The 23,509-nt window shown below is 69.0% G+C and carries 21 protein-coding genes; 11 read left to right on the top strand and 10 right to left on the bottom strand.

Annotated elements, in window-relative coordinates:
- The first annotated feature begins 3 nt into the window (after positions 1-3).
- The 4 genes from ON37_RS12500 to ON37_RS12480 all read left to right on the top strand — a co-directional run bounded on the left by ON37_RS12500 (position 4) and on the right by ON37_RS12480 (position 4,155).
- Complete coding sequence (locus tag ON37_RS12500; protein WP_040719250.1) at positions 4-675, top strand: SDR family oxidoreductase; 672 nt, start codon at positions 4-6, stop codon at positions 673-675.
- A 2-nt stretch (positions 676-677) separates the two neighbouring features.
- On the top strand, positions 678-1,760 hold the full coding sequence (locus ON37_RS12495) for an esterase-like activity of phytase family protein (RefSeq protein ID WP_245553174.1): 1,083 nt from the start codon (positions 678-680) through the stop codon (positions 1,758-1,760).
- Between the two features lie 642 nt (positions 1,761-2,402).
- Positions 2,403-2,900 carry a recombinase family protein gene (locus tag ON37_RS12485; RefSeq protein ID WP_040719248.1) on the top strand — a complete coding sequence of 166 codons (498 nt, stop codon included), beginning with the start codon at positions 2,403-2,405 and terminating at the stop codon, positions 2,898-2,900.
- 1 nt (position 2,901) lies between these two features.
- Complete coding sequence (locus tag ON37_RS12480; protein WP_040719247.1) at positions 2,902-4,155, top strand: S1 RNA-binding domain-containing protein; 1,254 nt, start codon at positions 2,902-2,904, stop codon at positions 4,153-4,155.
- Positions 4,156-4,317: 162 nt separating this feature from the next.
- Here the strand turns inward: ON37_RS12480 and ON37_RS12475 are convergent, their stop codons facing one another.
- Both ON37_RS12475 and ON37_RS12470 read right to left on the bottom strand, forming a co-directional pair.
- The gene (locus tag ON37_RS12475) at positions 4,318-5,091 is read right to left on the bottom strand and encodes a MerR family transcriptional regulator (RefSeq protein ID WP_245553173.1); all 774 of its coding nucleotides are present in this window, start codon (positions 5,089-5,091) and stop codon (positions 4,318-4,320) included.
- 60 nt (positions 5,092-5,151) lie between these two features.
- Positions 5,152-5,781: a TetR/AcrR family transcriptional regulator gene (locus tag ON37_RS12470; protein WP_040719246.1), complete on the bottom strand. Its 630-nt coding sequence runs from the start codon at positions 5,779-5,781 to the stop codon at positions 5,152-5,154.
- A gap of 47 nt (positions 5,782-5,828) precedes the next feature.
- On the opposite strand from ON37_RS12470, the gene ON37_RS12465 reads away from it, so the two are divergent.
- Positions 5,829-9,005: an acetyl-CoA carboxylase family protein gene (locus ON37_RS12465; RefSeq protein WP_040719389.1), complete on the top strand. Its 3,177-nt coding sequence runs from the start codon at positions 5,829-5,831 to the stop codon at positions 9,003-9,005.
- Between the two features lie 53 nt (positions 9,006-9,058).
- On the opposite strand, the gene ON37_RS12460 is transcribed toward ON37_RS12465, so the two are convergent.
- Complete coding sequence (locus tag ON37_RS12460; RefSeq protein ID WP_040719245.1) at positions 9,059-9,922, bottom strand: NAD(P)-dependent oxidoreductase; 864 nt, start codon at positions 9,920-9,922, stop codon at positions 9,059-9,061.
- Positions 9,923-10,066: 144 nt separating this feature from the next.
- Here ON37_RS12460 and ON37_RS12455 point away from each other — a divergent pair, with 144 nt between their 5' ends.
- Positions 10,067-10,417 carry a winged helix-turn-helix transcriptional regulator gene (locus ON37_RS12455; protein ID WP_040719243.1) on the top strand — a complete coding sequence of 117 codons (351 nt, stop codon included), beginning with the start codon at positions 10,067-10,069 and terminating at the stop codon, positions 10,415-10,417.
- 123 nt (positions 10,418-10,540) lie between these two features.
- Here the strand turns inward: ON37_RS12455 and ON37_RS12450 are convergent, their stop codons facing one another.
- From ON37_RS12450 to ON37_RS12435, 4 genes are all read right to left on the bottom strand, one after another.
- The gene (locus ON37_RS12450; protein WP_217999932.1) at positions 10,541-11,353 is read right to left on the bottom strand and encodes an SAM-dependent methyltransferase; all 813 of its coding nucleotides are present in this window, start codon (positions 11,351-11,353) and stop codon (positions 10,541-10,543) included.
- 285 nt (positions 11,354-11,638) lie between these two features.
- A complete protein-coding gene (locus ON37_RS12445) occupies positions 11,639-12,946 on the bottom strand; it encodes an alpha/beta hydrolase (protein ID WP_157171444.1) in 1,308 nt (435 codons plus the stop codon).
- Between the two features lie 280 nt (positions 12,947-13,226).
- The gene (locus ON37_RS12440; protein ID WP_245553172.1) at positions 13,227-14,372 is read right to left on the bottom strand and encodes a coiled-coil domain-containing protein; all 1,146 of its coding nucleotides are present in this window, start codon (positions 14,370-14,372) and stop codon (positions 13,227-13,229) included.
- Between the two features lie 308 nt (positions 14,373-14,680).
- Complete coding sequence (locus tag ON37_RS12435; RefSeq protein ID WP_040719378.1) at positions 14,681-15,166, bottom strand: carboxymuconolactone decarboxylase family protein; 486 nt, start codon at positions 15,164-15,166, stop codon at positions 14,681-14,683.
- 168 nt (positions 15,167-15,334) lie between these two features.
- Between ON37_RS12435 and ON37_RS12430 the strand changes: the two genes are divergently transcribed.
- Positions 15,335-16,267: an RNA polymerase sigma-70 factor gene (locus tag ON37_RS12430; RefSeq protein WP_040719242.1), complete on the top strand. Its 933-nt coding sequence runs from the start codon at positions 15,335-15,337 to the stop codon at positions 16,265-16,267.
- An 8-nt stretch (positions 16,268-16,275) separates the two neighbouring features.
- On the opposite strand, the gene sigJ is transcribed toward ON37_RS12430, so the two are convergent.
- Entirely contained in the window at positions 16,276-17,166 is an 891-nt protein-coding gene (gene sigJ / locus ON37_RS12425; RefSeq protein WP_040719241.1) for an RNA polymerase sigma factor SigJ, read from the bottom strand.
- Positions 17,167-17,301: 135 nt separating this feature from the next.
- Between sigJ and ON37_RS12420 the strand changes: the two genes are divergently transcribed.
- Complete coding sequence (locus tag ON37_RS12420; protein WP_040719240.1) at positions 17,302-17,886, top strand: NADPH-dependent FMN reductase; 585 nt, start codon at positions 17,302-17,304, stop codon at positions 17,884-17,886.
- A 30-nt stretch (positions 17,887-17,916) separates the two neighbouring features.
- Complete coding sequence (locus ON37_RS12415; RefSeq protein ID WP_040719239.1) at positions 17,917-18,345, top strand: YybH family protein; 429 nt, start codon at positions 17,917-17,919, stop codon at positions 18,343-18,345.
- Positions 18,346-18,512: 167 nt separating this feature from the next.
- Here ON37_RS12415 and ON37_RS12410 read toward each other — a convergent pair whose 3' ends face one another.
- Positions 18,513-18,986: a flavodoxin family protein gene (locus ON37_RS12410; RefSeq protein WP_040719238.1), complete on the bottom strand. Its 474-nt coding sequence runs from the start codon at positions 18,984-18,986 to the stop codon at positions 18,513-18,515.
- A gap of 71 nt (positions 18,987-19,057) precedes the next feature.
- On the opposite strand from ON37_RS12410, the gene ON37_RS12405 reads away from it, so the two are divergent.
- Entirely contained in the window at positions 19,058-19,816 is a 759-nt protein-coding gene (locus tag ON37_RS12405; RefSeq protein WP_085997284.1) for an enoyl-CoA hydratase, read from the top strand.
- Between the two features lie 60 nt (positions 19,817-19,876).
- Here ON37_RS12405 and rox read toward each other — a convergent pair whose 3' ends face one another.
- Positions 19,877-21,298 (bottom strand): rifampin monooxygenase, encoded by a 1,422-nt coding sequence (gene rox / locus ON37_RS12400; RefSeq protein WP_040719376.1) that lies wholly within the window; start codon positions 21,296-21,298, stop codon positions 19,877-19,879.
- A gap of 796 nt (positions 21,299-22,094) precedes the next feature.
- Between rox and ON37_RS12390 the strand changes: the two genes are divergently transcribed.
- Positions 22,095-23,309, top strand: coding sequence for a site-specific integrase (locus tag ON37_RS12390; RefSeq protein ID WP_040719374.1), 1,215 nt, complete (start codon positions 22,095-22,097; stop codon positions 23,307-23,309).
- The last annotated feature ends 200 nt before the right edge of the window (positions 23,310-23,509 follow it).

Here is a 23,509-nt window from a genome sequence, read left to right as displayed (position 1 = left end):
CTCGTGAAGGTGTTCCAGATCGGAGCGGCGGGCGGCGTGGGCCGCCGTCTCGCACAACAACTCACCGCCCGTGGCGACCAGGTCACCGGTATGCACCGCAATCCCGACCAGGCCGCGATCGTCTCGGCCACTGGAGCGACCCCGCTGATCGGCGATCTTATCCACGACAGCGCCGAGGACCTGGCACAGCGGATCGCCGGACACGATGCGGTCGTGTTCTCCGCCGGGGCGCATGGCACCGGCACCGACCTGACCACCGCGATCGACGGTGCCGGCCTGGAGAAGGCCGCCGCGGCGGCGACCCGGGCGGGAGTGCCGCGTTTCCTGCTGGTGTCGGTCTTTCCCGATGCCGGGCGCGACCGGGAGACCTCGGCCGGATTCGAGCACTATATGCGGGTGAAGAAATCCGCGGACGTATATCTCAGCCACACCGACCTGGATTGGCTGATCGTGCGACCGGGGACGTTGCTCGACGATCCCGGTGCCGGCACGGTGAGCGCCGGACTGGCAATCGGATACGGTTCGGTGTCGCGTGACGATGTGGCCGCCTTTCTCGCCGCCGCGCTGCGCGAACCGCGGCTGAACCGCGTCATCGTGGAACTGACCGGGGGCCCGACACCGGTGTCGGATGCGGTTGCCGAACTCGTCGTCGCCACCACCCCACGCCGGAGCTGACCGTGGCGTCGATTCGCCGGGCCGCGGGTGTGGTCTGTTTCGCCGTCCTGGCCGCGGCGCCCGTCCCGGCGATTCCGGCCCGAGCGGAGCCGGCACCGGTGCGGCTGCTCGGCGAGCAGATCGTCCCGCACGCGCTGTCGTTCGACGGCACCACGATCGGTGGGCTGTCGGGAATCGACTATTCGCCCCGCACCGGTGAATACGTACTGATCAGTGACGACCGCTCGATACGGAATCCGGCCCGCTACTACACCGCGCGCATACGGGTGGACGAACGCGGGGTCGGCCCGATCGGCTTCACCGGAACCCGGCCGTTGCGAGCATCGGACGGCGGCACCTACCCGCCGAATGCCATCGATCCCGAGGAGATCCGGATCGATCCCTGGACCGGGGACTACCTGTGGACCCAGGAAGGCGACCGGTCCGAGCAGGCGGTCGGTGATCCGTCGGTGCGGATCGCCCGGCCCGACGGCGGTTACCTCACCGACCTTCCGATTCCGAGCAACGAACGCATGCAACCGCATTCGGGGCCACGCGGTAACGGTTCGCTCGAGGGTGCGACCTATGCCGCCGGCGGCGCACTCGTCGCCACGTCGGTCGAGGCGCCGCTGCTCGAGGACGGCCCGGAGGCGAGTGCGAGCTCCGGTGCGCTGACCCGGATCACGGTTCAGGCCCGGACCGGACAGCTGCTGGCCCAGTACGCCTATCCGCTGGACCCGGTCTTCGCCTCCGGCCCGGGCAGCAACGGCGTCGCGTCGCTGCTCGCCGACGACCCGCTCGATCCGACGAAATATCTTGTGCTCGAACGGGCTTTCGTCGAAGGCGTGGGAACCTCGGTGCGGATATACCGCATCGACACCACCGCAGCCACCGATGTGCTCGACGCTCCCCTCGCCGCTGCGCGGCCCGTTGCCAAGCAACTCCTGGTCGACCTGTCGACCGTGGGACTGCCCACGGTCGACAATGTCGAAGGCATGACCTGGGGTCCGCGTCTGCCGACCGGCGAGCGCACCCTGGTGCTGGTCAGCGACGACAATTTCGCGCCGGACCAGCTCACCCGAATCATCGCCCTCGCCGTGCGGTGATCGTGTTCACCGGACCGCTCATCTGCCCGGTCCGGCATCGTCAGTCGGCGCGCGGGCGCGCGTTGCAACCGCGTACGCTCGCCTCGGCCATCGCGACGGTCCCATCGAAAGTCGTTGGCCCGCAGGAGTTTATCCGCGGAGGCACCCAGGCTGTTCTTCGCGCAAGGCCATCGCTTTGGTCGCGGCACCGCCACCTGCGACGGGCCAGGCGTTGCAGTCCGATAGCGCAATCCCCGAGGGCGAGAGGGGTATTCATGTGGAACTTGACCTCGCCGTACGGGAGTACGTGCGACCAGAACAACGGTGTCGGGCCTCGCTCGTCCTCGGTGGTGAGTTCGACAGGGCGGTCGGGGTCGTCGCGGATGTCCTGGACCCTCAGCACGTTCACGTACACCAGGGCGGCCTGGCAGATCCGCAGGCACAGCACCGACCCTCACGCACCGCGAATCACCGGTGGGCATCGGGGTCCCCGGACGAAGCGGCGATGTCCCGGCAGACCGTGACCTCAGCGTCCGATAGCCGAACCTTCGACGGACAGGCGGGGAGACCTTCGTCTGGATGTGCCGAGCAGCCGAGATGCTGCCTCATCGAGGGTGTCCGCTGCCCTGTCCGCTGAGGGGAGGGCTACCGTACGCTTCCCGTGTGACCGCAACGCTCATCGGCCACGCTCGCTGCTCTACCGACGAGCGGGACCTTGCCGGCCGGCGACAGATCCTGTGTGGTCTCGGAGTCGCCGAAGACCGGATCTACCTCGACCACGCCCTGACCGGTACTCGCCGTACCCGGCCAGGTCTCGACCAGGCTCTCGCGGCCGTCCGCGCCGGCGACACCCTGGTCGTTCCCAAACTCGACCGGCTCGCCCGTTCGGTGCCCGACGCGCGCGAGATCGGTGGCTCCCTGGTCGGACGCGGTGTGAAGCTGCGCGAGGGGATGGCCGTCGCACAAGCCGAGGACAAGCTGAAAGGCAAGCAGCCCAAGGTATCTGCCCGTCGGCCGTCCCACGTGCTCCAGCAGCACCGGTCCGGCGAGCACACCATCGCCGACCTCGCCGAACCGTTCTCCGTCAGCCGGGCGACGGTCTACCGGGTCCTGGAACGCCAGAAGACCACGGTGTCCTCATCGAGCCGGGCAGGGCAGTGACGTGCTGCCCTACACGTACCAGGTCACCAAGTACGACCCCGTCGACCGCGACGAGCACGGCACCTATACCGGCGCCGAGGAATCTGTCAGCGACCACGGGCCGGTCGAAGCCGCCTATCTGCAGGCGGTGGCCGCCTTCGCCGAAGACACCGGCGTCCACCAGCTGACCATACGAGAACCGCAGATCACCGGCCACGTCCACTTCGGCCTGGAGCCGCCTGTCGAAGGCCACGGTCTGGCCGGGCTCTTCCCGCCCGACCTCACCGGTTTCCACGACGGCGCGCAGGTTCCGGTGGCCGTCGGCCTGGAGTTGGTTCGAGCAATGCTTCGCGACAACGGCGTCTGGTGCCGCCTGGAGGTAGAGGACGTGTTCGCCGTGCACGTCGGGTGGGACCAATACGTCTACGTCGGCACGAGCGACCCCTGTGAGAGGGCGTTGTCCTGTACCCGCGAACTGGGTCTGTTCCCCGAACGGCTCGAGGTATCCCCCTACGATGCGGCCTTCGACGACGTGCCCGGTGAACAGCGACCCGCCGACGACATCTTCTGGGCCCGCCTGCGCTGGTGCATTGCCACACACCGAGCTGTCCTCTTGGAAGAGGGCTACATCGTCAACGCGTCTCGCTGGCACCGCCTGACCAGCGACACTGTGGATGCGGTACGCGCCGAACTCGCCCCTCGTGCTCTACTCACCGTCTGGCCGGACTTGTCCACCGACGTCGAGGAGGTCCTTGCCGCTCTCCCCGACGAAGGCCTGATCGAGCTCGTCTGGGAGGACGAACACGGACAGATCACCAGCACCGTGGCCGACGAGACCCAGTTCACCGATCTGGCCGCGCAGGTCACCGGTGCACGTGCCGCAACCGTGCTTTCCCTGTACGTCGACGAACGCCACCCCCTGTTCACCGCCGTTCTACCCGACAGCGACGGTGTTTTGCGGGCCCGGTGGAGGACCGAACCGACCCCGAGCGACCACGACTGGGCATTCTTGAAGACCTTGCACCCGGGCCAGATCTGCAACGGCTCCGTCAGCAAGATCGCCGACTCCGGGGTGTTCGTCGACCTCGGCGGCTTCACCGCGATGATCAACATCCCAGAGCTGTCCCGGCGACCCGTCGACCACCCCTCCGAGATCCTCACCCTCGGCCAGGAGATCACTGCTCAGATACTCGACGTCGACATGGTGCGCGAACGTGTGACTCTGTCGCTCGAGGCGCTACGAGAAGATCCGCCACGTCGGGTCGGTACTCGATGAGCCGGTCCGCAACGCTGTCGAGGCGGTGCGACCGATCGCTTGGCCAGCAGATGCTCCCACACCCGCGCACCGTGCGAACCTCGCGGTGGACGACGGCCCGGCGTCCCCGATGCCGCGGTGGCGGCGGGAACGCCGGGCCGGCTCATTCAGTGGAGACGACGATCAGTCGGCCAGACGCTGATCGGCGTAGACGGCCATCGCGTCGCGCTGATACTCGGCCAGACCGGCGGCGATCTTGTCGTAGTTCGCCTTGAATCGTTCGTCGTCGACATACATCTGCCCGAGGCAGCGGTAGGCCTCCGCGGTCGGCGTCCAGAACCGGCAGATGCCCTGGTACTGCTCGTGGATCTCGGCCTGTACCGCGGCATCGTCGACGGGGGTTCCGGCGGCCATGAATTCGGCCATCCGGATCATCGTCGCGGTCAGCTCGCGCTGCATCCGCTCGATGTCCTGGGGCGTCATCTGCGCCGTGGCTTGCCGCGACTGCTCGAACTCCTCGGGCCAGCGCTGCCGGGCCTCGTCGTCGTACTGTGTGTGGTCGAAGCCCGCGAACAGGTTCTCCGGGCGGTTGATCTGCACGGTCATCTCCGTATTCCTCTCGAGTTCGGCGATGGTGCGCGCCACCGTGTCGGCCATCCGGCCGAGGCGGTCGCGCTCGTCGAGCAGTCGGACGTACTGGCGCTTCAACGCGGCCAGCGTGTCCGGCTCGGAGTCGACCGCCGCGGCGATCTCGGTGAGGCTCAGCCCCAGCTCCCGCAGCACGAGGATCTGCTGCAACCGCAGCAGTTGCTCCTCGCCGTAGTAGCGGTAACCGTTGCTGCCCACATACGCCGGCGCGAGCAGTCCGATATCGTCGTAGTGCCGCAAGGTGCGAGCGGTCACGCCCGACATCTTCGCCACTTCCGCGATCGACCAGCTCATGGTGGTTCCCATCATTCCCGACGGCCGGTCCTTCCGGCCTCGTCTTCGACGGTAGAAGTTTCCGTAACGTGAAGGTCAAGCAGAAAAATCGGCGGGTGGGCGCAGGCCGAGCAACGTTTCGGCGATCTGGCGGATCTCGGCGAGATAGCGGGCGCGCACGGCCGGTGGTTCGTCTCGGCGGTCCAGGACGCCCCGGGTCAGCGCGTATCCGATGGTTTCGGCCACGGTCCGCACAGGTGCCGCCGGGGTGATGGTGCCGGCTCGTTGCTCCCGGCGCAGATAGCGGGCGAAACGGCGGATCGGGCGTTCGGCGGTCTCCGCGGCCAGCGCGGCGATGGCGGGATCGACCGCGCCGCGCTCGTCGATCAGGCGAAGCAGCGGACCGGCATGCAGCACGGCCTCGGCGAACGATTCGATGGTGGCGCGCAACATCTCTCGTGGGCCGAGATCGGTGCGGGCCGGCTCCTGCGCGGCCAGGAACTCGTCACGCACCCGCACGGCGAGAGCATGGAAGATCTCGTCCTTCGAGGCGAAGTAGACGTAGAGCGTCGCTCGCGACACACCCGCGCGTGCGGTGATCGCGGCGACCGTGGTGGCGGCGTAACCGCGTTCGATGAAGACCTCGGCGGCGGCGTCGAGCAGTGCGCGGTGCCGATCGGTATCGGAACGCTCCCGCGCCGCTCGCACACTCCACGCCGATGTCACGGCTCCAGCATATTGACGTTGACGTCAATGTCAATCAGACTGTCGGCATGCAGGTCGTGGTGGCGAACCGGGGTGAGGTGGCGGTGCGTGTCCTGCGCACGGCACGGGAGCGGGGCTACGCCACGCTGGCGCTGTCGAGTGCCGACGAACCGGACTCCGTGCCGGTCCGCCTGGCCGATCACGCGGTACAGCTTCCCGGCGCCGGCGCGCCCGCCTATCTCGACATCCCGGCCGTCGTCGCGGCCGCCCGGTCCGCCGGGACCGGTGCGCTGGTTCACCCCGGGTACGGATTCCTCAGTGAGAGCGCCGATTTCGCACAGGCCTGCGCGGAAGCCGGATTGGTGTTCGTGGGCCCGCAACCGGAGGTGCTGCGTGCGTTCGGCGACAAGGTCGCGGCGCGCACCGCCGCCCGGCGCGCCGGTGTGCCGGTACTGCCGGCCACCGACGGGCCCGCGGGCCCCGAGCAGATCGCCGCGTTGCTCGCCGGCCATCCCGAGGGGGTGATGGTCAAGGCGGTCGCCGGCGGTGGTGGGCGCGGTATTCGGGTGGTGCGCCGGCCCGAGGACCTCGCCGAGGCCTACGCGCACTGCCGCGCGGAGGCGCGGGCCGGCTTCGGTGACGACACGGTCTATGCCGAAGCCCTGGTCGACCGGGCCCGCCACATCGAGGTGCAGATCGTCGCCGACGGCGAACGCGCGATCGCCGTGGGCGACCGGGACTGCAGTATGCAGCGGCGGCGACAGAAGCTGGTCGAAATCGCGCCCGCGCCCGATCTGACCGGCGACCTGCGCAGCGCGGTGCACGCGCAGGCGATCCGGTTGGTGGAGTCGCTCGGCTGCCGGGGCGTCGTGACGGTCGAGTTCCTGGTCCGTGGCGATGCCGCGTGGTTTCTCGAGGTCAATCCTCGGCTTCAGGTCGAACACACCGTCACCGAGGAGGTCACCGGCCTGGATCTGGTGGCCGTGCAGTTCGATCTCGCCCTCGGCCACCGGCTCGACGAACTCGACCTGCCCGCCGGCCGGGCGCGCGGTTACGCCGTCCAGGTGCGCATCAATGCCGAAATCCTCGGCGCCACCGGCGAACTACTGCCCAGCACCGGCGTGCTCGGCCGCTTCACGCCGCCGACCGGATCCGGGGTGCGAGTCGATACCGCCGCCTGTGCGGGGATGCGGCAGAGTGCGCGGTTCGATTCCCTGCTCGCGAAGATCATCGCTCGCGGACCCTCGTATGCCGCGGCGCTGCGCCGCGCGAGTGACGCGCTGGCGGAAACCACGATCGACGGCGTCGACACGACGGTGGCATTGCAGCGGGCCATCCTCGAGGCGATGCCGGCCGAACCCGATATCGACACCCAATGGTTCGAACGCCACAGCGGCGAACTCCTCGCGCGCGCCGGCCGATTCGGCACACCTGCCCCACCGGAGCCGACCCCCGGCCCGAGCCCGGAGATCGAAACAGCCGACGCCGAACGGGTTCTGCGGTCCCCGCTCGGCGGCACCGTCGTGGCCGTCGCCGAACCCGGCGCGGTGATCGCCGCCGGCGGCGAGGTGGCCGTGATCGAGGCCATGAAGATGCACCATGTGCTGCGGGCCGAGCAGCCGCTGCGGGTCGTGCGAGTGCTGGCCGAACCCGGCACCGTCCTCGATCCGCATACCGCGGTCGTCGCCTGGGACGATGCCGAACACGACGGCGCCACAGCCGATCTCACCGCGATCGACCTCGACGCCGAACGGGCCGACCTCGCCGACGTGCGGGAGCGCCACCGCGCCGGACTGGACGAGGCCCGGCCCGACGCGGTGGCCAAGCGGCACCGGCTCGGCCGGCGCACCGCGCGAGAGAACATCGCGGATCTCGTCGACGACGGCAGCTTCGTCGAATACGGCGCCTTGGCGGTGGCGGCGCAGCGCTCCCGGCGCAGCATGGCGGACCTGATCGCCAATACGCCTGCCGACGGGCTGATCGCCGGAACGGCGACGATCAACGCGAACCGGTTCGGCACGCAGAACACCCGAGCCGTCGTGCTGTCCTACGACTACACCGTGCTCGCCGGAACCCAGGGCATGCGCAATCACGCGAAGACCGACCGCATGCTGGAACTCGCCCGCGAGCAGAGCGTTCCGGTCGTGTTCTTCACCGAGGGTGGCGGCGGCCGCCCCGGCGACACCGACCATTCCGGTATTTCGGGTCTCGATGTGACGACCTTCCGGGCCATGGCCGCGCTGTCCGGGCAGGTCCCCTTGATCGGCATCGTGTCCGGTCGCTGTTTCGCCGGCAATGCGGCGTTGCTGGGGATGTGCGATGTCGTGATCGCCACCCCGGAGGCGAATATCGGAATGGGCGGGCCCGCCATGATCGAGGGCGGCGGGCTCGGGGTGTACGCACCGGAGGACATCGGTCCCGTGCGAGTCCAACGCCGCAACGGCGTCGTGCACGTCGTGGCCGCGGACGAGGCCGAAGCGGTGGCGATCGCCCGCGACTACCTCGGCTACTTTCAAGGGGCGCACAAGGAGTGGGAAGCACCCGATCCTCGGCTCGCCCGGCATGTGGTGCCCGCCGATCGGTTGCGCGCCTACGACATCCGGGAGGCGATCGCCACGATCGCCGACGTCGGCTCGGTCCTGGAGCTGCGCCGCGACTGGGGTGTCGGGGTGGTCACGGCGCTCGTGCGGGTACAGGGCCGGCCGTTCGGGCTCGTCGCCAACGACTGCCGGCATCTCGGCGGCGCCATCGACGCACCCGCGGCCGATAAGCTCGCCGCCTTCCTGCGACTGTGCGACGCCCATCGGCTTCCGATCGTATCGCTCTGTGACACACCGGGTTTCATGGTCGGCCCGGAGGCGGAGACGCACGGCACGGTGACGAAGTTCAGTCGCTTGTTCATCGAAGCGGCGGCGATGTCGGTGCCGTGGGGAACGGTCATCCTGCGCAAGGGTTACGGGCTCGGGGCGCAGGCGATGGCCGCCGGATCCTTCCGAGCGCCACGCTTCGTCATCGCCTGGCCCACCGGCGAGATCGGCGGCATGGGCCTGGAAGGCGCGGTGCGGCTGGGCTTCGCGAAGGAGCTGGCGGCCATCGAGGATCCCGAGCAGCGCGCCGCCGCGTTCGACAACCTCGTCCGGGCCGCCTACGAGAGCGGTAAGGCGCTCACCGCGGCGACGGTGCTCGAACTCGACGATGTCATCGATCCGGCCGATACCCGCCGCTGGATCGGCACCTTGTACTGAGCAGGATGCCGATCCGCCACGGTTCACCGCTTTCAGGGCCCGCCTCGCCCCCGTCAGCGCAGTTCTTCGAAGGTTCGCTCGAAGGCCAGCGCCGCGTGCCCGTCCGCGATCTGACGGTCGATCAGATTCTTGATCGGCGCGACCACGTCGAGGGCGACGCCGGCATCGCGGCTGGCCCGCACGATCGCGTCCAGCGCTGCCTTTTGGAAGGCCAGGTGCTGGGTATCGGTGGTGTAGTCCCCGGATTCGATGACCCGCCCGAACTCGGGCAGCGACTGCGTCATGGCGCCCAACCAGCCCGCGGCCCGATGGGAGAACGCCGCAACGGACTGCCCCGCCGCGGCGACCATGGCCGCCCCGTGCAGGAATCCGGTGAACATCGTGTACATCCCGGCCAGCAGGGCGAAGTCGTATACCGAGGCCAGCCCGGCGTCGTCGCCGAAATATTCCGCGGTGCCGAACAATTCGAGCGTGTCGCGATTCGCGTCGAAGACGGTGCGGGATCCGCTGTAGAGAATCGAGGAACCCGGCCGGCCGATCATGTGCGGGACCGCCATGATACCGCCGTCGAGGTACCCGATGCCGTGCGCGGCCGCCCACCGGGCGAGCTCACGGGCGTCTTCGGGCGCGGTGCTGGTGAGGTTGATCAACTGCCGTCCCCGTAGCTGCTCGGCGACGGGGTCCAGGGCGGCGTGCACCGACGCGTGGTCGAGCAGCACGCTCACGATCACATCGCCGGCGCGCACGGCATCGCCGATCGAGGGTGCCGAGGTGGCACCGGCCGCGACCAGGTCGGCATCCTTGCCTTCGGTCCGGTTCCAGACCGTGGTCGGGTGGCCGCCGCGCAGCAATCCCGCGGCCAGTGCCCGACCCATCGCGCCGAGGCCGAGAACCGTCACTGTCGTCTGTTCCGCCATTGCGGGTCAACTCCTTGGAAGCTGGGAAAGCTTGTGGTCAGCGCGCTGGAATCAACCCTGCGGCACGGCCGTTCGTTCGACAAGTACCTACTATTCGGTCGGGTACTTACCAGCAGGTGTGTGAACAGGTAGTGAGGCTGAGGGATGGGCACGAAGAGATCCGGACCATATTTCTGCGGCATCGACGCCGCCATGGACGTGCTCGGCGGCAAATGGAAACCACTCATCCTCTGGGAGCTCGAGGCGCGCGGCGTCCGCCGCTTCGGCGAGCTCCGCCGCGGCCTGCCCGGGGTGTCGGAGAAGATGCTCATTCAGCATCTGCGCGAACTCGAGGAGGACGGCATCATCACCCGCAAGGTCTTCCCGGAGATTCCGCCGCGGGTGGAATACGAACTCACCGAGCAGGGTTCGGCGCTCAATGCCGCGCTGGAGCCGCTCGGGGCGTGGGGTCGCGACCGCATCGACAGAATCGGCGCCGCGCGCGTCCACGGCTGAAGCGGGCACACTCCCCCGCCGATCTCTCGCGCGTCAGCGACACGGCGCCGGATCGCCGTCCTCGGGGAACATGCCGGGAGGTCCGCAACTCGACGCTGAGTGCGGAGGGATCCCGCAGGGGGCTCAGGTGGTTTTGCGGGCCAGCCCGGCGACGATGAGCTGCTCCCAGACACTGAGTTCGCGACCGTTGCCGGCGTCGTCGGCGGCCGACTGCGGCCACCACTGCGCGCACGGGAGCAAACCTGGTTCGATCAGCTCGAGCTCGCCGAAGAGCGCCTGCACCTCGTCGTCGTTGCGCCACCGGCCCCGGCCGAACGCGTCGAGCACCTTGCGTTCGGTGGTGCTCGTCTCACGGTTGTGCCCCGAGCGGAAGTGCGAGATGTAGACCTGGCTTCCCGGCGATACCCGGTCCACCCACGATCGGACGACACCCGCGGGGTCCTCATTGTCCTCGACGAACGCCAGCACGACACCGAACAGCAGCCCGACCGGCTCGTCGAAGTTGATCAGACGCTGCACATCCGGGTGGTCGGCGATGGCACCGGCATCGCGCACGTCGCCGTCGAGCACGGCGATCCGATCGTCGATCGACATCAAGGCGCGGCCGTGGGCGACGACGAACGGATCGTTGTCGACGTAGACGATCGGCGCGTCGGCGTGTTGCCGGCGTACCACCTCGTGCACGTTCTCGGTGGTGGGAAGGCCGCAGCCGAGGTCGATGTATTGACGGATACCGTTGGCGCACATGCTGCGTACCGCACGCAGGGTCGCCGCTCGCGCGGTGATGGCCACCTGTTCGGAGCCGGGCAGGAAGTCGATGAAGTAGTCGGCCAGATTCTGGTCGACCCCGTAATTGTCCCGGCCGCCGAGAATGTAGTCGTATACCCGTGCCACGCTCGGCCTTGCTTGCCGCGCTCGCATGGCGTCGTCGTTCACTTGTCACCTCTCGATTCCCGCGAGATCCGTCGCGGGGGTGGTCGATTTAGTTGTCGAGCATAGCGGTGACCGCACAGCGAAGCCGACGATCGACCCGGTATCGGAACGGATTTCCGGATCGCCGCCGGTTGTGGCCGGATACCCGGGCCCGAGCGACGACTTCGGCATGTCGGAATGCCGCTACCCGACGCACACGAGCCGACCGGCGAGCCGCCGGTTACCTTGTGGCGGTGCGGATCCCGGCCGGCCCGCCACCGACGAACGGCAGCCGTGACGATCGGATGACTACTGCGGAGGTCGGTGATAGTGGTCGTCCCGAATGCCGGTGCGGTCGGCTTCGGGGTCGTCGTCCGGCCAGAGCGGGATCGGATCCGGGTGCCCGGCGAGCATGTTCTCCGCGCCCAAGCGGTCGGCGTGGCCGGAGGTGACAAGTGCCGTGGCGTACAGCGATTCGCTACCGGCGGTGAAGTAGTGCAGATGAGCCTGCCCGCTGTAGCCGAGTCGCGACGCGTAGCTCTCCGGTGTTTCGGCTTTGATCCGGGTCGCGCCGTAGTCGGGCCCGATGGGATCGGGACCACCGATCCAGGCGTGGCCCGCATGTGCGTTCAGATCGTTGGATGCCTTACCGACGTACACTTTTCCGCCCCCGTCGAGATGGAAGTCGGCCTGGTTGCGGGCCTGGTCGGTGCTGACGGGGCCGAGCAGGACCATATCGTCGGCGCGCAGATGGCTCGCGGCGGCCGCATCGGCGGCGACGATGGCTCCCGCGGAGTAACCCACCACGGTCACATGCGACGGACCTCGATGGGTGGCCCGCAAACCGTCGACATCGTCGGCCAGCAGGTTCCCGCCCTTGCGTTCGGCGGTGGGGTCTCCGCTCAGCACGGCGGCGATTCCGTCGGCCGGTGAGTCGTAGCCCATCCAGGCGACGACCGCGGTCGGATGCAACGGATCGGCCCTGTTCGATTCGGTGTACAGGTTCTGCGCCTGTTCGCTCTGGACGGCGAACCAGCCCTTGTCGGATGCGTCGCTGGCGCGCACGCTCTGACTGGCTCCCGGCACCACGATCGCCGTATTGGGCGCGGTGTCGGGATTGCCGATACTGACTGCGGCCCTGCCTTTTCCGCCGAACGCCAGTGGCTGGTACGCGTACAGGTAGGTCGGATACGGTGCCGGCGGATACTGTCCGGGGTCGGCCCGGTTCGGGCCGCTGTATTGGTTCAGGCCGGCTCGGACGTTGACGGCATTGTGGTAGCGCGTCAGGTCGTCTGCCGTCAGACCGAATTTCTTCGGGTTCTTCGCGATCTGGTCGACCGAGACGCCCTTCGACTTCGCGACGTCCTCGACGCGATGGATGTCGGCGTTCATGACCTTGCGGTTCGCGGCGTCCCGCACCTCGACCGGTATCCCGTTGAGATTGCCGATGCGTTCGGGCTCTTCGTTCAGCAGCCGCTGCTGTTCCTCGGGCGCGAGCGAATTCCACCACTCGGCGACCGCGATCGCGTCCGCGGCTGTTCCGCTGCGGGGCGGCTGGGCGTACTCGGTCTTCTCGTCGCCGTGCAGGGCGAGCAGGGCGCCTCCGGTCACCGCCACCCCGCCGATTTTCAGCGCCGTCCGAGAGTCGGTGTGCCGCAGCCGGTTCGCGGCCGTGCGCAGCCCCGTACCGGTGGACCGGTATCCGAACGAGACTTTCGACGTCGCCCGCGCGAGGGCCGTTTCGATGCTCCGGGTGGCGGCCCGCAGGCCGGTGGAAATCGGTGGTCTCATCGGCCGGGACGCCGCCGGCCGGTGTCGTTCGAAGAGGGGGTCATCCCGGGCCAAGCTACCCCTGCCGCACCCGGTGACATGTTCCCACTCGGAAGAACAAACGTGGTCACCGGGACCGCCGGCCCTCGCCGGTGGCCGCGCCCGATGCGGCCACCTCCGCGGTCGGCTGCTCGCCGCGCCGCGACAGCAGGGCGTCGAGTTGCGCCTCGGCGCGTTCGGCCCGCAGCAGAGTCTGGCGCCGGGCATCGTCGAGTGCCGCGAGTCGGGCGGCGGTCTGCTGGGCGAGGGCATCGGCCGCCGCGGCCGCTTCCGCGCGGACGGCGGCGATATCGTCGGCGGCGCGCTGCTGCGCAGCCCGTGCTTCCTCGCGGATCCGGTCGATCTCGGCTCGCGCCCGAGTCAACTCCGCCTTGGTTTCCGTCAGGGTCTGGGTGCGTTCGGCGATGGTGGATTCGGCGCGCTCGACGGCACGTTCGGCATCGCTCGCCCGTTGTACGGCGAGGTCGCGTTCGGCGCCGGCGGCGGTGACGCGCTGGGCGGCGTCGCGACGGGCCTGTTCGAGTTCGGTGGTGAATGTGCCGCGGGCCAGACGGATATCCTCCTCGGCGCGCCGTCGGGCGTCCTCGACGGTTTGCGCGCACTCGGCGCGAATCTGCCGAATGTCGGCCTCGGCCTCGCTGCGGGCGGCGAATACGTCCTCGGCCGCCTGTTTGCTGGCCCGCTCCACCTCGCGCAGTGCATCGTCGCGCGCGGCCACCGCCTCCGCGATGCGCGCCTCGGCCGCCTCCGCGGCGGCCGCCGCATCCTCGGCCGCGGCTTCCGCTGCGGCGCGGGCGGTCTCGGCATCGCGGCGGGCCTGTTCGGCAGCGGCCGCCGCGACCTCCGCCTCGGCGATGCGGCGCGCCGCGTCGGCCTGCACGGCTTGCACCTGCGCCTCGGCCACGGACGGGTCGGCCAGGGTGGACAGCTCGGCCACCGCCACCGACAGCGTGGTGCTCAGCTGATCGGCCAGGGTCCGGAACTGAGTGAGCATCTCGTCCGCCCGCAACCGCGCGGCCGTCACCGGGCCCTGTTGCGTCACAGTGACGTTGGCGTCGGTTCCCGCGCTCTCCTCCTGCTGCCGGCGCTGCCGCTCTCGCCAGGCGCGCCACCGGGTGTGCTCGGGGTGGTCGCAGTATTCCGAAGGGCGGCCCGGTGTTCCGCCGCGCGTAATGGTCCGAGTGCAGCCGGGGTAGTTACAGATGCTCGACACCGGAGAATCGTAGCGTTGGTTTCGTCATTTACGACGTAACAACACGAAACGAAATTGATCGCGCCGCAAGGGAACCGCTATCGCTCTGACCTCCGATAAGTGAACCTTATCGGAGGTCAGCAGCACTCCTTCCGGCCGATCCCCTTCGCGGAATTACATTTACGTTTAGTTGGACGTGACGAAACGAAACCTCAACGCAACGCCTGGAAAACTGGGCTCGGTGGTACGCCCGTACCGCTGTCGAGAATCCCGCCCCGTTCGGCTCCGGAACCGAGCGAGCCTGAGCCGAACGGGGATTCGCATACCGATCAGTTCGCGGCGGAGTCGAAGGTGCCCGGCTGATAGGACCCGCCCTTGGTCCTGGTGATCACCAGCAGCCGATTGGCCGCGTTGATCATGGCGACCAGGTACACCAGCGCGGCGATCTGATCGTCGTCGTAGTGCTTGCGCACCAGCGCCCAGGTGTCGTCGGAGACTCCGTGCCGCGCGTCGCCGAGGCGGGTGCCCTCCTCGGCGAGGGCGAGCGCGGCCTGCTCGGCCTCGGTGAAGACGGTCGACTCGCGCCAGGCGGCGACCAGATTGATCCGCACCGCCGGTTCTCCGGCGGCCGCCAGTTCCTTGGCGTGGGCGTCGACGCAGTATCCGCAGCCGTTGATCTGGCTGGCACGCAATTCCACCAGTTCCCGCAGCGATGGGGGCAGCGACGACTGCATGATGGCCAGGCTGGTGTTGGCGAATCGCTTGCCGATCTTGGCGCCGAGTTCGTTGGCGTTCAGGTCGAAACGGGGTTCCATGATGTGGTCCTCACTCGCAGGTATCGAATCGAACGACCACAAGACGGCGGCGAACGGGTCGGCATAACACGGCATCCATGTGATGGACGACACAGCGGACTCGGTGTTACGGGCGGTGCGCGGTCGGCGTCCCATGACCGACACGCAGCGAGGGAACAGGAGACAGCCATGGCCGGCACAGCAGCGACCACCCCCGGCGGTCACGGGAGCGGCAGTACTCGCGACCCGGATCCGGCCACCGAGGCGTTCGTGACTCATCGCAATCTGCTGTTCACCGTCGCCTACGAGATGCTGGGCTCCGCCACCGATGCCGAGGACGTGCTGCAGGAAACCTGGCTGCGCTGGACGGGAGTCGAACTCGGCGCGGTGCAGGATCAGCGGGCCTATCTCGTCCGGATCGTCACCCGGCAATCGTTGGACCGCCTCCGCGCCCTCGGCCGGCGCAAGGAATCCTATGTCGGCCCGTGGCTGCCCGAACCCTTGCTGACCGCGCCCGACGTGGCCGAGGACGTCGAGCTGGCCGAACACGTCTCGATGGCGATGCTGCTCGTCCTGGAAACGCTCGCGCCGGTCGAGCGTGCGGTCTTCGTGCTGCACGAGGTGTTCGATCTCGGCTACGACGAGATCGCCGCGGCCGTCGACCGGACTCCGGCCGCGGTCCGCCAGCTCGCCTACCGGGCGCGGGCCCATGTCGCCGCGCGGCGCCCGCGCGGGCACGTCTCCGCAGCCGACACGCGCACGGCGCTGGCGGCCTTCCAACGGGCCGTCGACACCGGTGAACTGCAGCACCTACTGGATATCCTCGCGCCCGACGTGGTGTTCCTGGGCGATGGCGGCGGTGTCGCCCAGGCCGCTCCCGCACCCGTGGTCGGCGCCGAGGCGGTGGCCGGATTGCTGGCCGCGGCGCTGCACAATCTGGCCACCCGGTCCGCCCAGGCGGCCCAGGTCAACGGCTACCCCGCGCTGATTCTGCGGTTCGGCGGCGAGATCGACACCGTGCTCGCGCTGCGCATCGACGACGGTCTGGTCACCGGTCTCTACTCGGTGCGCAATCCGCAGAAGCTGGCGCGGCTACATCGCGAGACCGCCTTGCGTCGCTGACCGTTCGCTCACTCGGCCGTCCAGTGCCGCAACTTCTCCGGGTTCCGGATCACCCAGATCCGGGTGATCCGGTCGTCGGCGATGTCGAACGCGTATACCGACACAATGGTGTCGTCGATGCGTGCCACGAGCCCGGGCTGCCCGTTCACCGTGCGTTCCTGGAGGGTGAATCCGGTGCTGCGCGAAGCGATCCGCATCCAGGCGTGGGCGATCTGCTCACCGCCGGTGATCGGCTCACGGAAGGCGGGAACCAAGCCGCCGCTGTCGGCCGTCGCGGTCGCCTCCGGGTCGAGCAGGTCGATCAACGCGGCGATATCGCCTGTCTCCCAGGCTCGTTTGAAGTCACGAACCACCTCGGCGCGGTCCCCGGCCGACGGGCCCCGGGAGGTGTCGATGCGGCGGCGGGCGCTGGAGGCGAGCTGCCGGCAGGCCGCCGGGCTGCGGCCGACGACCGCGGCGATCTCGGCGAACGAATACCGGAACACATCGTGCAGTACGAACGACACGCGTTCGGCCGGCGTCATGGAATCCAGGACGACGAGAAAGGCCATACTGATCGACTCGTCGAGGGTGACGCGGTCGGCGGGATCGACCGGGGTGGAGCCGCCGACGCGTTCGTCCGGACCGGGGACCGGCTCCGGGAGCCATTCGCCCACATAACGTTCCCGCCGCGCCCGCGCCGAGCCGAGCAGATCCAGACAGATCCGGCCGGCGACCGTCGTCAGCCATGCCCCGGGCCTCGCCACCTCCTGGCGCTGCCGTTCGGACAGCGCATACCAGCGCGCGTAGGTCTCCTGCACCACGTCCTCGGCTTCGGCCAGCGAACCCAGCAGCCGGTAGGCGAGATTGATCAGCTGACGCCGTTCGCTGATCACCGCGGTCAGGTGCGGGTCGGTCATGGTCGTCTCCTTCGGTCCGTGGCCCCTCACCGTTGTCGACGAATCGGGGGCCGGAAATGTGAGGCGGCCTGACATTCCCGACGGCTGCGTCGTCGTGGTGTCGTAACCCGTTCAGCGAAACAGGAGTGTTCGGATATGACCAGAGTCGGCATCATCCTCGGCAGTACCCGGCCCAACCGCAGAGGCCCGCAGATCGCGCAGTGGGTGCTGGATACGGCCATCCAGCGCGGCGACGCCGAATTCGAGCTGATCGATCTGCGCGAGCACCCGCTTCCGCATCTGGACGAGCCGGCTCCGCCGATGTTCGGCCCGTCGGCCAATCCCCACACCCGCGCGTGGGCCGAGCGGATCGCCCCGTGCGACGGATTCGTGGTGGTGACCCCGGAATACAACGGCGGGATGCCGGGAGTGCTCAAAAACGCGTTCGACCATCTGTTCGCGGAGTGGACGAACAAGGCGGTCGGCTTCGTGTCCTACGGCGTGCACGGCGGCGCCCGCGCGGCCGTGCAGCTCCGCACGGTCTGCAGCACCCTCGGCATGGCGGATGTCGGTTATCAGGTCGCCGTCTCGGTGCTCACCGATTTCGAGAACCACACCACCTTCGTACCGCGCGACCACCACACCGACGCCCTGCACAAGACGCTGGATCAAGTCATCGCCTGGAGCACGGCGCTCGCGCCGTTACGGGCCGCCGCGGCATCGCCGCTCGTCAACTCCTGAACTGACCACTGCGAGCAAAGGAATCCGATCATGACCAACGCCGACCACGAGTTGCACCGGCATATCGACAAGGTCGTCGAGGCATTGCGGGCCAGGGATCTCGACGCCCTCGAACAGCTCTACACCCCCGACGTCGTGTCCTTCGATGTCGAGCCGCCACTCCAGCACGTCGGGATCGCGGCGAAGCTCGCGAATTGGGCGAAGGTCTTCGCGGTCTTCGACACGGTGAACTACGAGATTCGCGACCTGACCTTCACCGTGGGCGAGGACGTCGCCTTCGGGCACGCCTTCGCCCGCCTGCACGGCACCCTGAACAGTGGCGCGACAACGGACGGTATGTGGGTCCGGGTCACCTACGGCATGCGCAAGATCGACGGCGCCTGGCTGATCGCGCACGATCAGGTCTCGGTGCCGTTCGATATCGGCAGCGGGCGCGGCGTTGTCGATCTCGAACCCTGACCGGTCTCCCGAAAGTAATGTGCCGCAGCAGGATTCGCCTGGCCGTGAGCAGGCGCTCCACAGCTGCCGGATCGTTGTCCAGCCGGCCCGGCAGCTGCCGGGCGCGGGCAGCGACGAGCATGGCTACCGCCGCCGCGCTCGGCGGCCGGGAAGCAGCGCTTTCCGGGTCAGGACGAGGCGGTCAGGCGCGCCCGGAGACCCTCGGCGAAGCTCCGGGCGGCCTGGATATCGCGCGTGTCCGGGTGCCCCTTGCTCAGGCCGCCGATGATCCGCAGCGGCCACCAGGTGTCGAATCCGCGGCAGGTGAACAGGTCGACGACGTCGTAGCCGCGCTGCTCCAGCAGCGCTGTGAGCGAACGGGTGTACCGCGGAAAGGGCGGTTCGACCATTCCGCTGGTGGCGAAGACGAACGCCCGCCGGCGATCCTGCGGCGGCAGCGCCCGAATCCACTCCCGCAGCCGGGGATGAAAATTCATGGTGAAGATGCCCGACCCGAATCCCACCAGATCGTAGGAGGCCAGATCGGCGGGATCGATGTCGGCGGGATCGACCACCTGCGCGTCGAGCACCTCGCCGATGGCCTCGGCGATGCGGCGGGTATTGCCGTGGGATACCGAGACACACACGATGACGGCCTTCACGGTGCTCCTTGTCGTCGTCGGAACGGGCTTGCTGCGGATCGTAGTGGCCACACCTCATTACGATGACCGACATGGCGGAGATCACGATGGAGCGGCACGACACGGTCGCGGTGGTGACGGTGTCGGACCCGCAACGCCGAAATGCGTTGACGCTCGGACTTTCCGAGCAACTGGCCGCCGCGATCGCGGAGGCGGAGGGCGATTCCGGCGTGTCCGCGATCGTGATCACCGGCGCCCCACCGGCATTCTGCGCCGGTGCGGATCTCGCCGCACTCGGCGAGGCCGGGGAGGCCGGCCTGCGTGCCATCTACGCCGGATTCCTCGCGATCGCCGAGTGCGCGCTGCCCACTGTTGCCGCGGTCGGCGGCGCCGCGGTCGGTGCCGGGCTCAACGTGGCGCTGGCCGCCGATGTGCGCTTGGCCGGACCCCGCGCCCGATTCGATGCGCGGTTCCTCGGGTTGGGAATCCACCCCGGCGGCGGGATGACGTGGATGCTGCAGCGCGCGGTCGGCGCCCAGCAGGCGGCGGCGATGACGCTGCTGGGCGAGGTCCTCGATGCCGAGGCGGCGCACAGTGCCGGGCTGGTCCATCGGGTCGTGCTCGGCGATCACGACGATCTGGTGGCCGCCGCGGTGCAGACGGCCGCGGGGGCTGCGGCGGCACCGCGCGACCTGCTGATCACCACCAAGCGCACGATGCGGATCACCCGAACCCTCGATTCGCATGCCGAGGCCGTCGACACCGAGATCGGGCCGCAGCTGGCGTCGCTGAACTCCGAGGAGTTCGCCGCGCGACTCGCGGCGATGAAGGCGCGAATCACCTCGCACTGAAGCGGGCGCGAATCTCGTTGCGCCGGAGACCGATCGACGCACCCGGTTCGGCGGTTCCGGCTAGCGGGCGGCGCCGAACCAAGTCGGCAGATGGTCGGTGAGGTCACGCTGGTCGTCCCCCACCCACGCCACGTGTCCGTCCGGCCGCAGCAGTACCGCGGGAACATCCAGTTCGTCGCTGCCGTCGACGACGTGATCGACCCGGTCCGCCCAGCCGGCCACCGACAGCTCGCCGGTGCGGTCCACGAGGAGGCCGCGGCCCTCGTGCATCAGCGCATAGAGCCGGCCGCGGCGCAACCGCAGATCACGCAGCCGGCGTCCGAGCAACTCGTGCCCGGGCCCGAAGTCGTAGCGGATCGCGGTGCCGGTGATCTTTTCGGTGAGGAACCGATTCACCTCCTCGAACCGGGTGAGCTCGGACAACAGCCGATGCACCGCCTGCGCGCCGGGCTCGAGTGAGATCAGCTCCATCTGGGCCCGGGTGTTGTCCAGCACGGCGGCCGCCACCGGGCGTCGTTCGCTCTCATAGCTGTCCAGCAGTCCCGCCGGTGCCCAGCCCGCGAGCTGCGCGGCCAGTTTCCAGCCGAGATTGAACGCGTCCTGGATGCCGAGGTTGAGGCCCTGCCCGCCGACCGGCGGATGAATATGCGCGGCGTCACCGGCCAGCAGGACCCGACCGGACCGGTAGCGGTCGGCCAGTCGGGTGGCATCGCCGAATCGTGACAGCCACCGGGCCGAATGCACCCCGAAATCGGTGCCGGCGGTCGCCCGCAGCTGCTGTTTCACCTCCGCCAGGCTCGGCGGGGCGCTGCGGTCCTCGGCGAGTTCCGCGGCCGGGACGACGATCCGGTAGAACCCGTCGCCCAGTGGGCCCACCCCGAATCGCCGCTGGGTCTTGCGCACCTCGGTCACCACGGCGGCGACCGTCTCGGGCGCCGCGGTGAGCTCCACCTCGCCCAGCAGTGTCTCGACGCGGGTCGGCTCGCCCGGAAAGCCGATCCCGGCCAGTTTGCGCACCGTACTGCGCCCACCGTCGCATCCCACCACGAACTGGGCCCGCAGCCGGGCCCCGTCGGCGACCCGGACGTCGACGCCGTCCTCGTCCTGCTCCAGTCCGACCAGTTCACAGCCGCGCCGGACCTCCACACCCAGCTCGTCGGCCCGTTCGGCGAGCAATCGGTCGCTGACGGTCTGCGGGATGCCGAGCACGTAGGCGTGCGCGGAGTCCAGATGTGGCTCCGGCGCCGTGATGCCGCCGAAGAAACCGCCGAGCGGATAGGTGCGCCCGGCGGCGAGGAACCGATCCAGCAGGCCCCGCTGATCCATCACTTCGATACTGCGCACGTGCAGCCCCATCGAGCGGACAACCTTCGTCGGCTCGGTCGCCTTCTCCAGTACGACCGGATGCAGGCCGTGCAACCGCAGCTCGCACGCCAGCATCAATCCGGTGGGCCCGGCGCCGACAATGATCGCGTCAATCATGAAACCCCGTTCGACAGGTGGTGGGTTGCGCCGATTGCCCGAGTTTCCGCAGGTCCAGGCGATGGCCGGACGATTGTGCAGCACCACCGGGGCCTTGCCGCAAGCCCCGGGGTGCACGATATATTGAAAGGGGAAGGACGTAGCCGAACGCACTCGAGGGCGACTTCGCGCGGGTCCGGTCGCGCAGGGCGGCCAACGGCCACGCTCTGGGGGTGGTCTCGATCGTCACGTGTCCGGGTCATGATTACGCTGCCGTCGGAGTCCGGGCGGTCGTCGAATCGCACGAATCCGCACGGTTCGTACAGTCGGCGGGCGGGCCGAAAGGCTTCCGCCGCAACGGTTCCAGGCTGATTCGCCGATATCCCCGCTCGCGCGCGAGCACCGGAAGGTGGTGCACGGTCGCGGTGCCGATGCCCTGCCCGCCCGGAGAGAGCAGTAGTCGATCGCGTTCGCCCTCACCGCCACCCGCTTCGTCGCCCGCGGACCCGCCGTGTGCATCGACTTCGGCTCGCCGTGGCCGGGCTCGAGCTGCCGCACCGCCCCCACCGCCCACGAGTCGGCCGCCCGCCGCGCGCCGATCGGAGTAATCGCCAGGTTCTCGAATTCCGGCCCGCCCAGCGCGAATACGGCCTCCGGCGGTATCCGTTCGCGAGCGCAGGCCAGGTACCGGGCTGCCGATGCCCACACGTCTGCACCCCGGCGATCATCGACGACCAGGACCAACGAGAGCGCAATCGGCCGTTCTTCCCAGCGCGCACGGCCACCGCGAAGCATGGGACCGGTAGCCTGTGTCGCGATGAGTGCCGCACCGGATCCCGCTGTCGTCGATATCGCCGTCCCGGATGTGGTCCGCACCGAACTGCGACGCGGAGTGCGCAGTGTGCTCGTGGACGCGGCCGCGCTGCGTATGGTGCGCGAGCGGTTCGACTCCGACCAGGCGGCGGCATTGAGCCGCTATCTGGAAGCGTCGCAGTCGCCGAATACCGTGCGCGCCTACCGATCCGACTGGATCGCGTGGTCGGCGTGGTGTGCGGCGGAGGCACGTCGTGCCCTGCCCGCCGACGCCCTCGACGTCGCGGTCTATCTCGCCGCGGCCGCGGATGCCCGAAAGCCGTCCGGGGACTGGGCATTCGGGCCCGCCACGCTGGAACGCAAGAGCGCTGCCATCGCCGCAGTGCACGCCGCCAACGGGCTGGCCTCCCCCACCCGCTCGGATGTGGTGCGGCTGACCCTGCGTGGTATCCGCCGGACCCGCCGCAGTGTTCCCCGGCGGAAGCGACCGGTGCTGCTGCACACGCTGGAGCAACTCCTGGCCGGGCTGCCGGAGCCCGGCTGGCCGCACGAACCGGCGCGGCGCCGCGATCGGCTGCTGTTGCTGGCCGGCTTCGCCGGCGCCCTGCGCCGCAGTGAACTGGCCGGGCTCCGAATCGGTGATGTGGCGGTACATCTCGATCACGCCACCGGCGAGCCGATCCTGCTGGTGCGGCTGCCCGCGACGAAAACCGACCCGACCGGCGTGGGCGCGCAATCGGTGGCGCTGCCGCGCGGCGCACGCCCGGCGACCTGCCCGGTATGCGCTTTCGCGGACTGGATCGCGTTGCGCGACATCGTTTCCGGCACCCCGGAGAGGGTGCGGGAATGGGTCGCCGCGACCGCGACCGATCGCACCGAGGTCCATCGCTGCCACGGTTTCACCGGCGCCGAGCGGGTGGATCCCGATGCTCCGCTGTTCCCGCCGGTTTCCCGGCACGGCGGTATCGGCGCCCGGCCGATCTCCGGGCGGGCGGTCGCCGAACTGGTCAAACGCTATGCCGCGCGGGCCGGCCTGGATCCGGCTCTGTTCTCCGGGCATTCGTTGCGCGCCGGATTCGCCACCCAGGCAGCCCTCGGCGGGGCCAGCGATCGCGAGATCATGCGTCAGGGCCGCTGGTCCAATCCGCGCACCGTGCACGGCTACATCCGCACCGCGAATCCATTGGAGGACAACGCGGTGACAAAACTGGGGCTGTAGTACGGATTTCGGTGGAATCACCGGTCGGGAGACCATATCCGCTGTGACATCTGTCCCGTTGTGCGAAACAGCATGTCATGCCCCCGGGCGAGCCGACTCGGTGCCGGCGCACGGTGACTTGGCGAATTCCCGGACGAGTGCGCCGAGGTGAACGGAAAGGGACCGTATTCGGGTTCACCGGATTGCGCGAATCGATATTT

Source organism: Nocardia veterana NBRC 100344, assembly GCF_000308855.1.
Taxonomy (GTDB): domain Bacteria; phylum Actinomycetota; class Actinomycetes; order Mycobacteriales; family Mycobacteriaceae; genus Nocardia; species Nocardia veterana.
Note: the sequence above shows the minus strand (reverse complement) of the source record. Positions and strands in the feature narration are given on the sequence as shown.

Bases quoted from the DNA above. Each gene is read 5' to 3' on its own strand.
- ON37_RS12465 (WP_040719389.1), top strand. From the start codon at position 5,829: ATGCAGGTCGTGGTGGCGAACCGGGGTGAGGTGGCGGTGCGTGTCCTG.
- ON37_RS12475 (WP_245553173.1), bottom strand. From the start codon at position 5,091: ATGATGGGAACCACCATGAGCTGGTCGATCGCGGAAGTGGCGAAGATG.
- ON37_RS12420 (WP_040719240.1), top strand. From the start codon at position 17,302: ATGACCAGAGTCGGCATCATCCTCGGCAGTACCCGGCCCAACCGCAGA.
- ON37_RS12390 (WP_040719374.1), top strand. From the start codon at position 22,095: ATGAGTGCCGCACCGGATCCCGCTGTCGTCGATATCGCCGTCCCGGAT.
- ON37_RS12405 (WP_085997284.1), top strand. From the start codon at position 19,058: ATGGCGGAGATCACGATGGAGCGGCACGACACGGTCGCGGTGGTGACG.
- ON37_RS12430 (WP_040719242.1), top strand. From the start codon at position 15,335: ATGGCCGGCACAGCAGCGACCACCCCCGGCGGTCACGGGAGCGGCAGT.
- sigJ (WP_040719241.1), bottom strand. From the start codon at position 17,166: ATGACCGACCCGCACCTGACCGCGGTGATCAGCGAACGGCGTCAGCTG.
- rox (WP_040719376.1), bottom strand. From the start codon at position 21,298: ATGATTGACGCGATCATTGTCGGCGCCGGGCCCACCGGATTGATGCTG.
- ON37_RS12455 (WP_040719243.1), top strand. From the start codon at position 10,067: ATGGGCACGAAGAGATCCGGACCATATTTCTGCGGCATCGACGCCGCC.
- ON37_RS12460 (WP_040719245.1), bottom strand. From the start codon at position 9,922: ATGGCGGAACAGACGACAGTGACGGTTCTCGGCCTCGGCGCGATGGGT.
- ON37_RS12435 (WP_040719378.1), bottom strand. From the start codon at position 15,166: ATGGAACCCCGTTTCGACCTGAACGCCAACGAACTCGGCGCCAAGATC.
- ON37_RS12415 (WP_040719239.1), top strand. From the start codon at position 17,917: ATGACCAACGCCGACCACGAGTTGCACCGGCATATCGACAAGGTCGTC.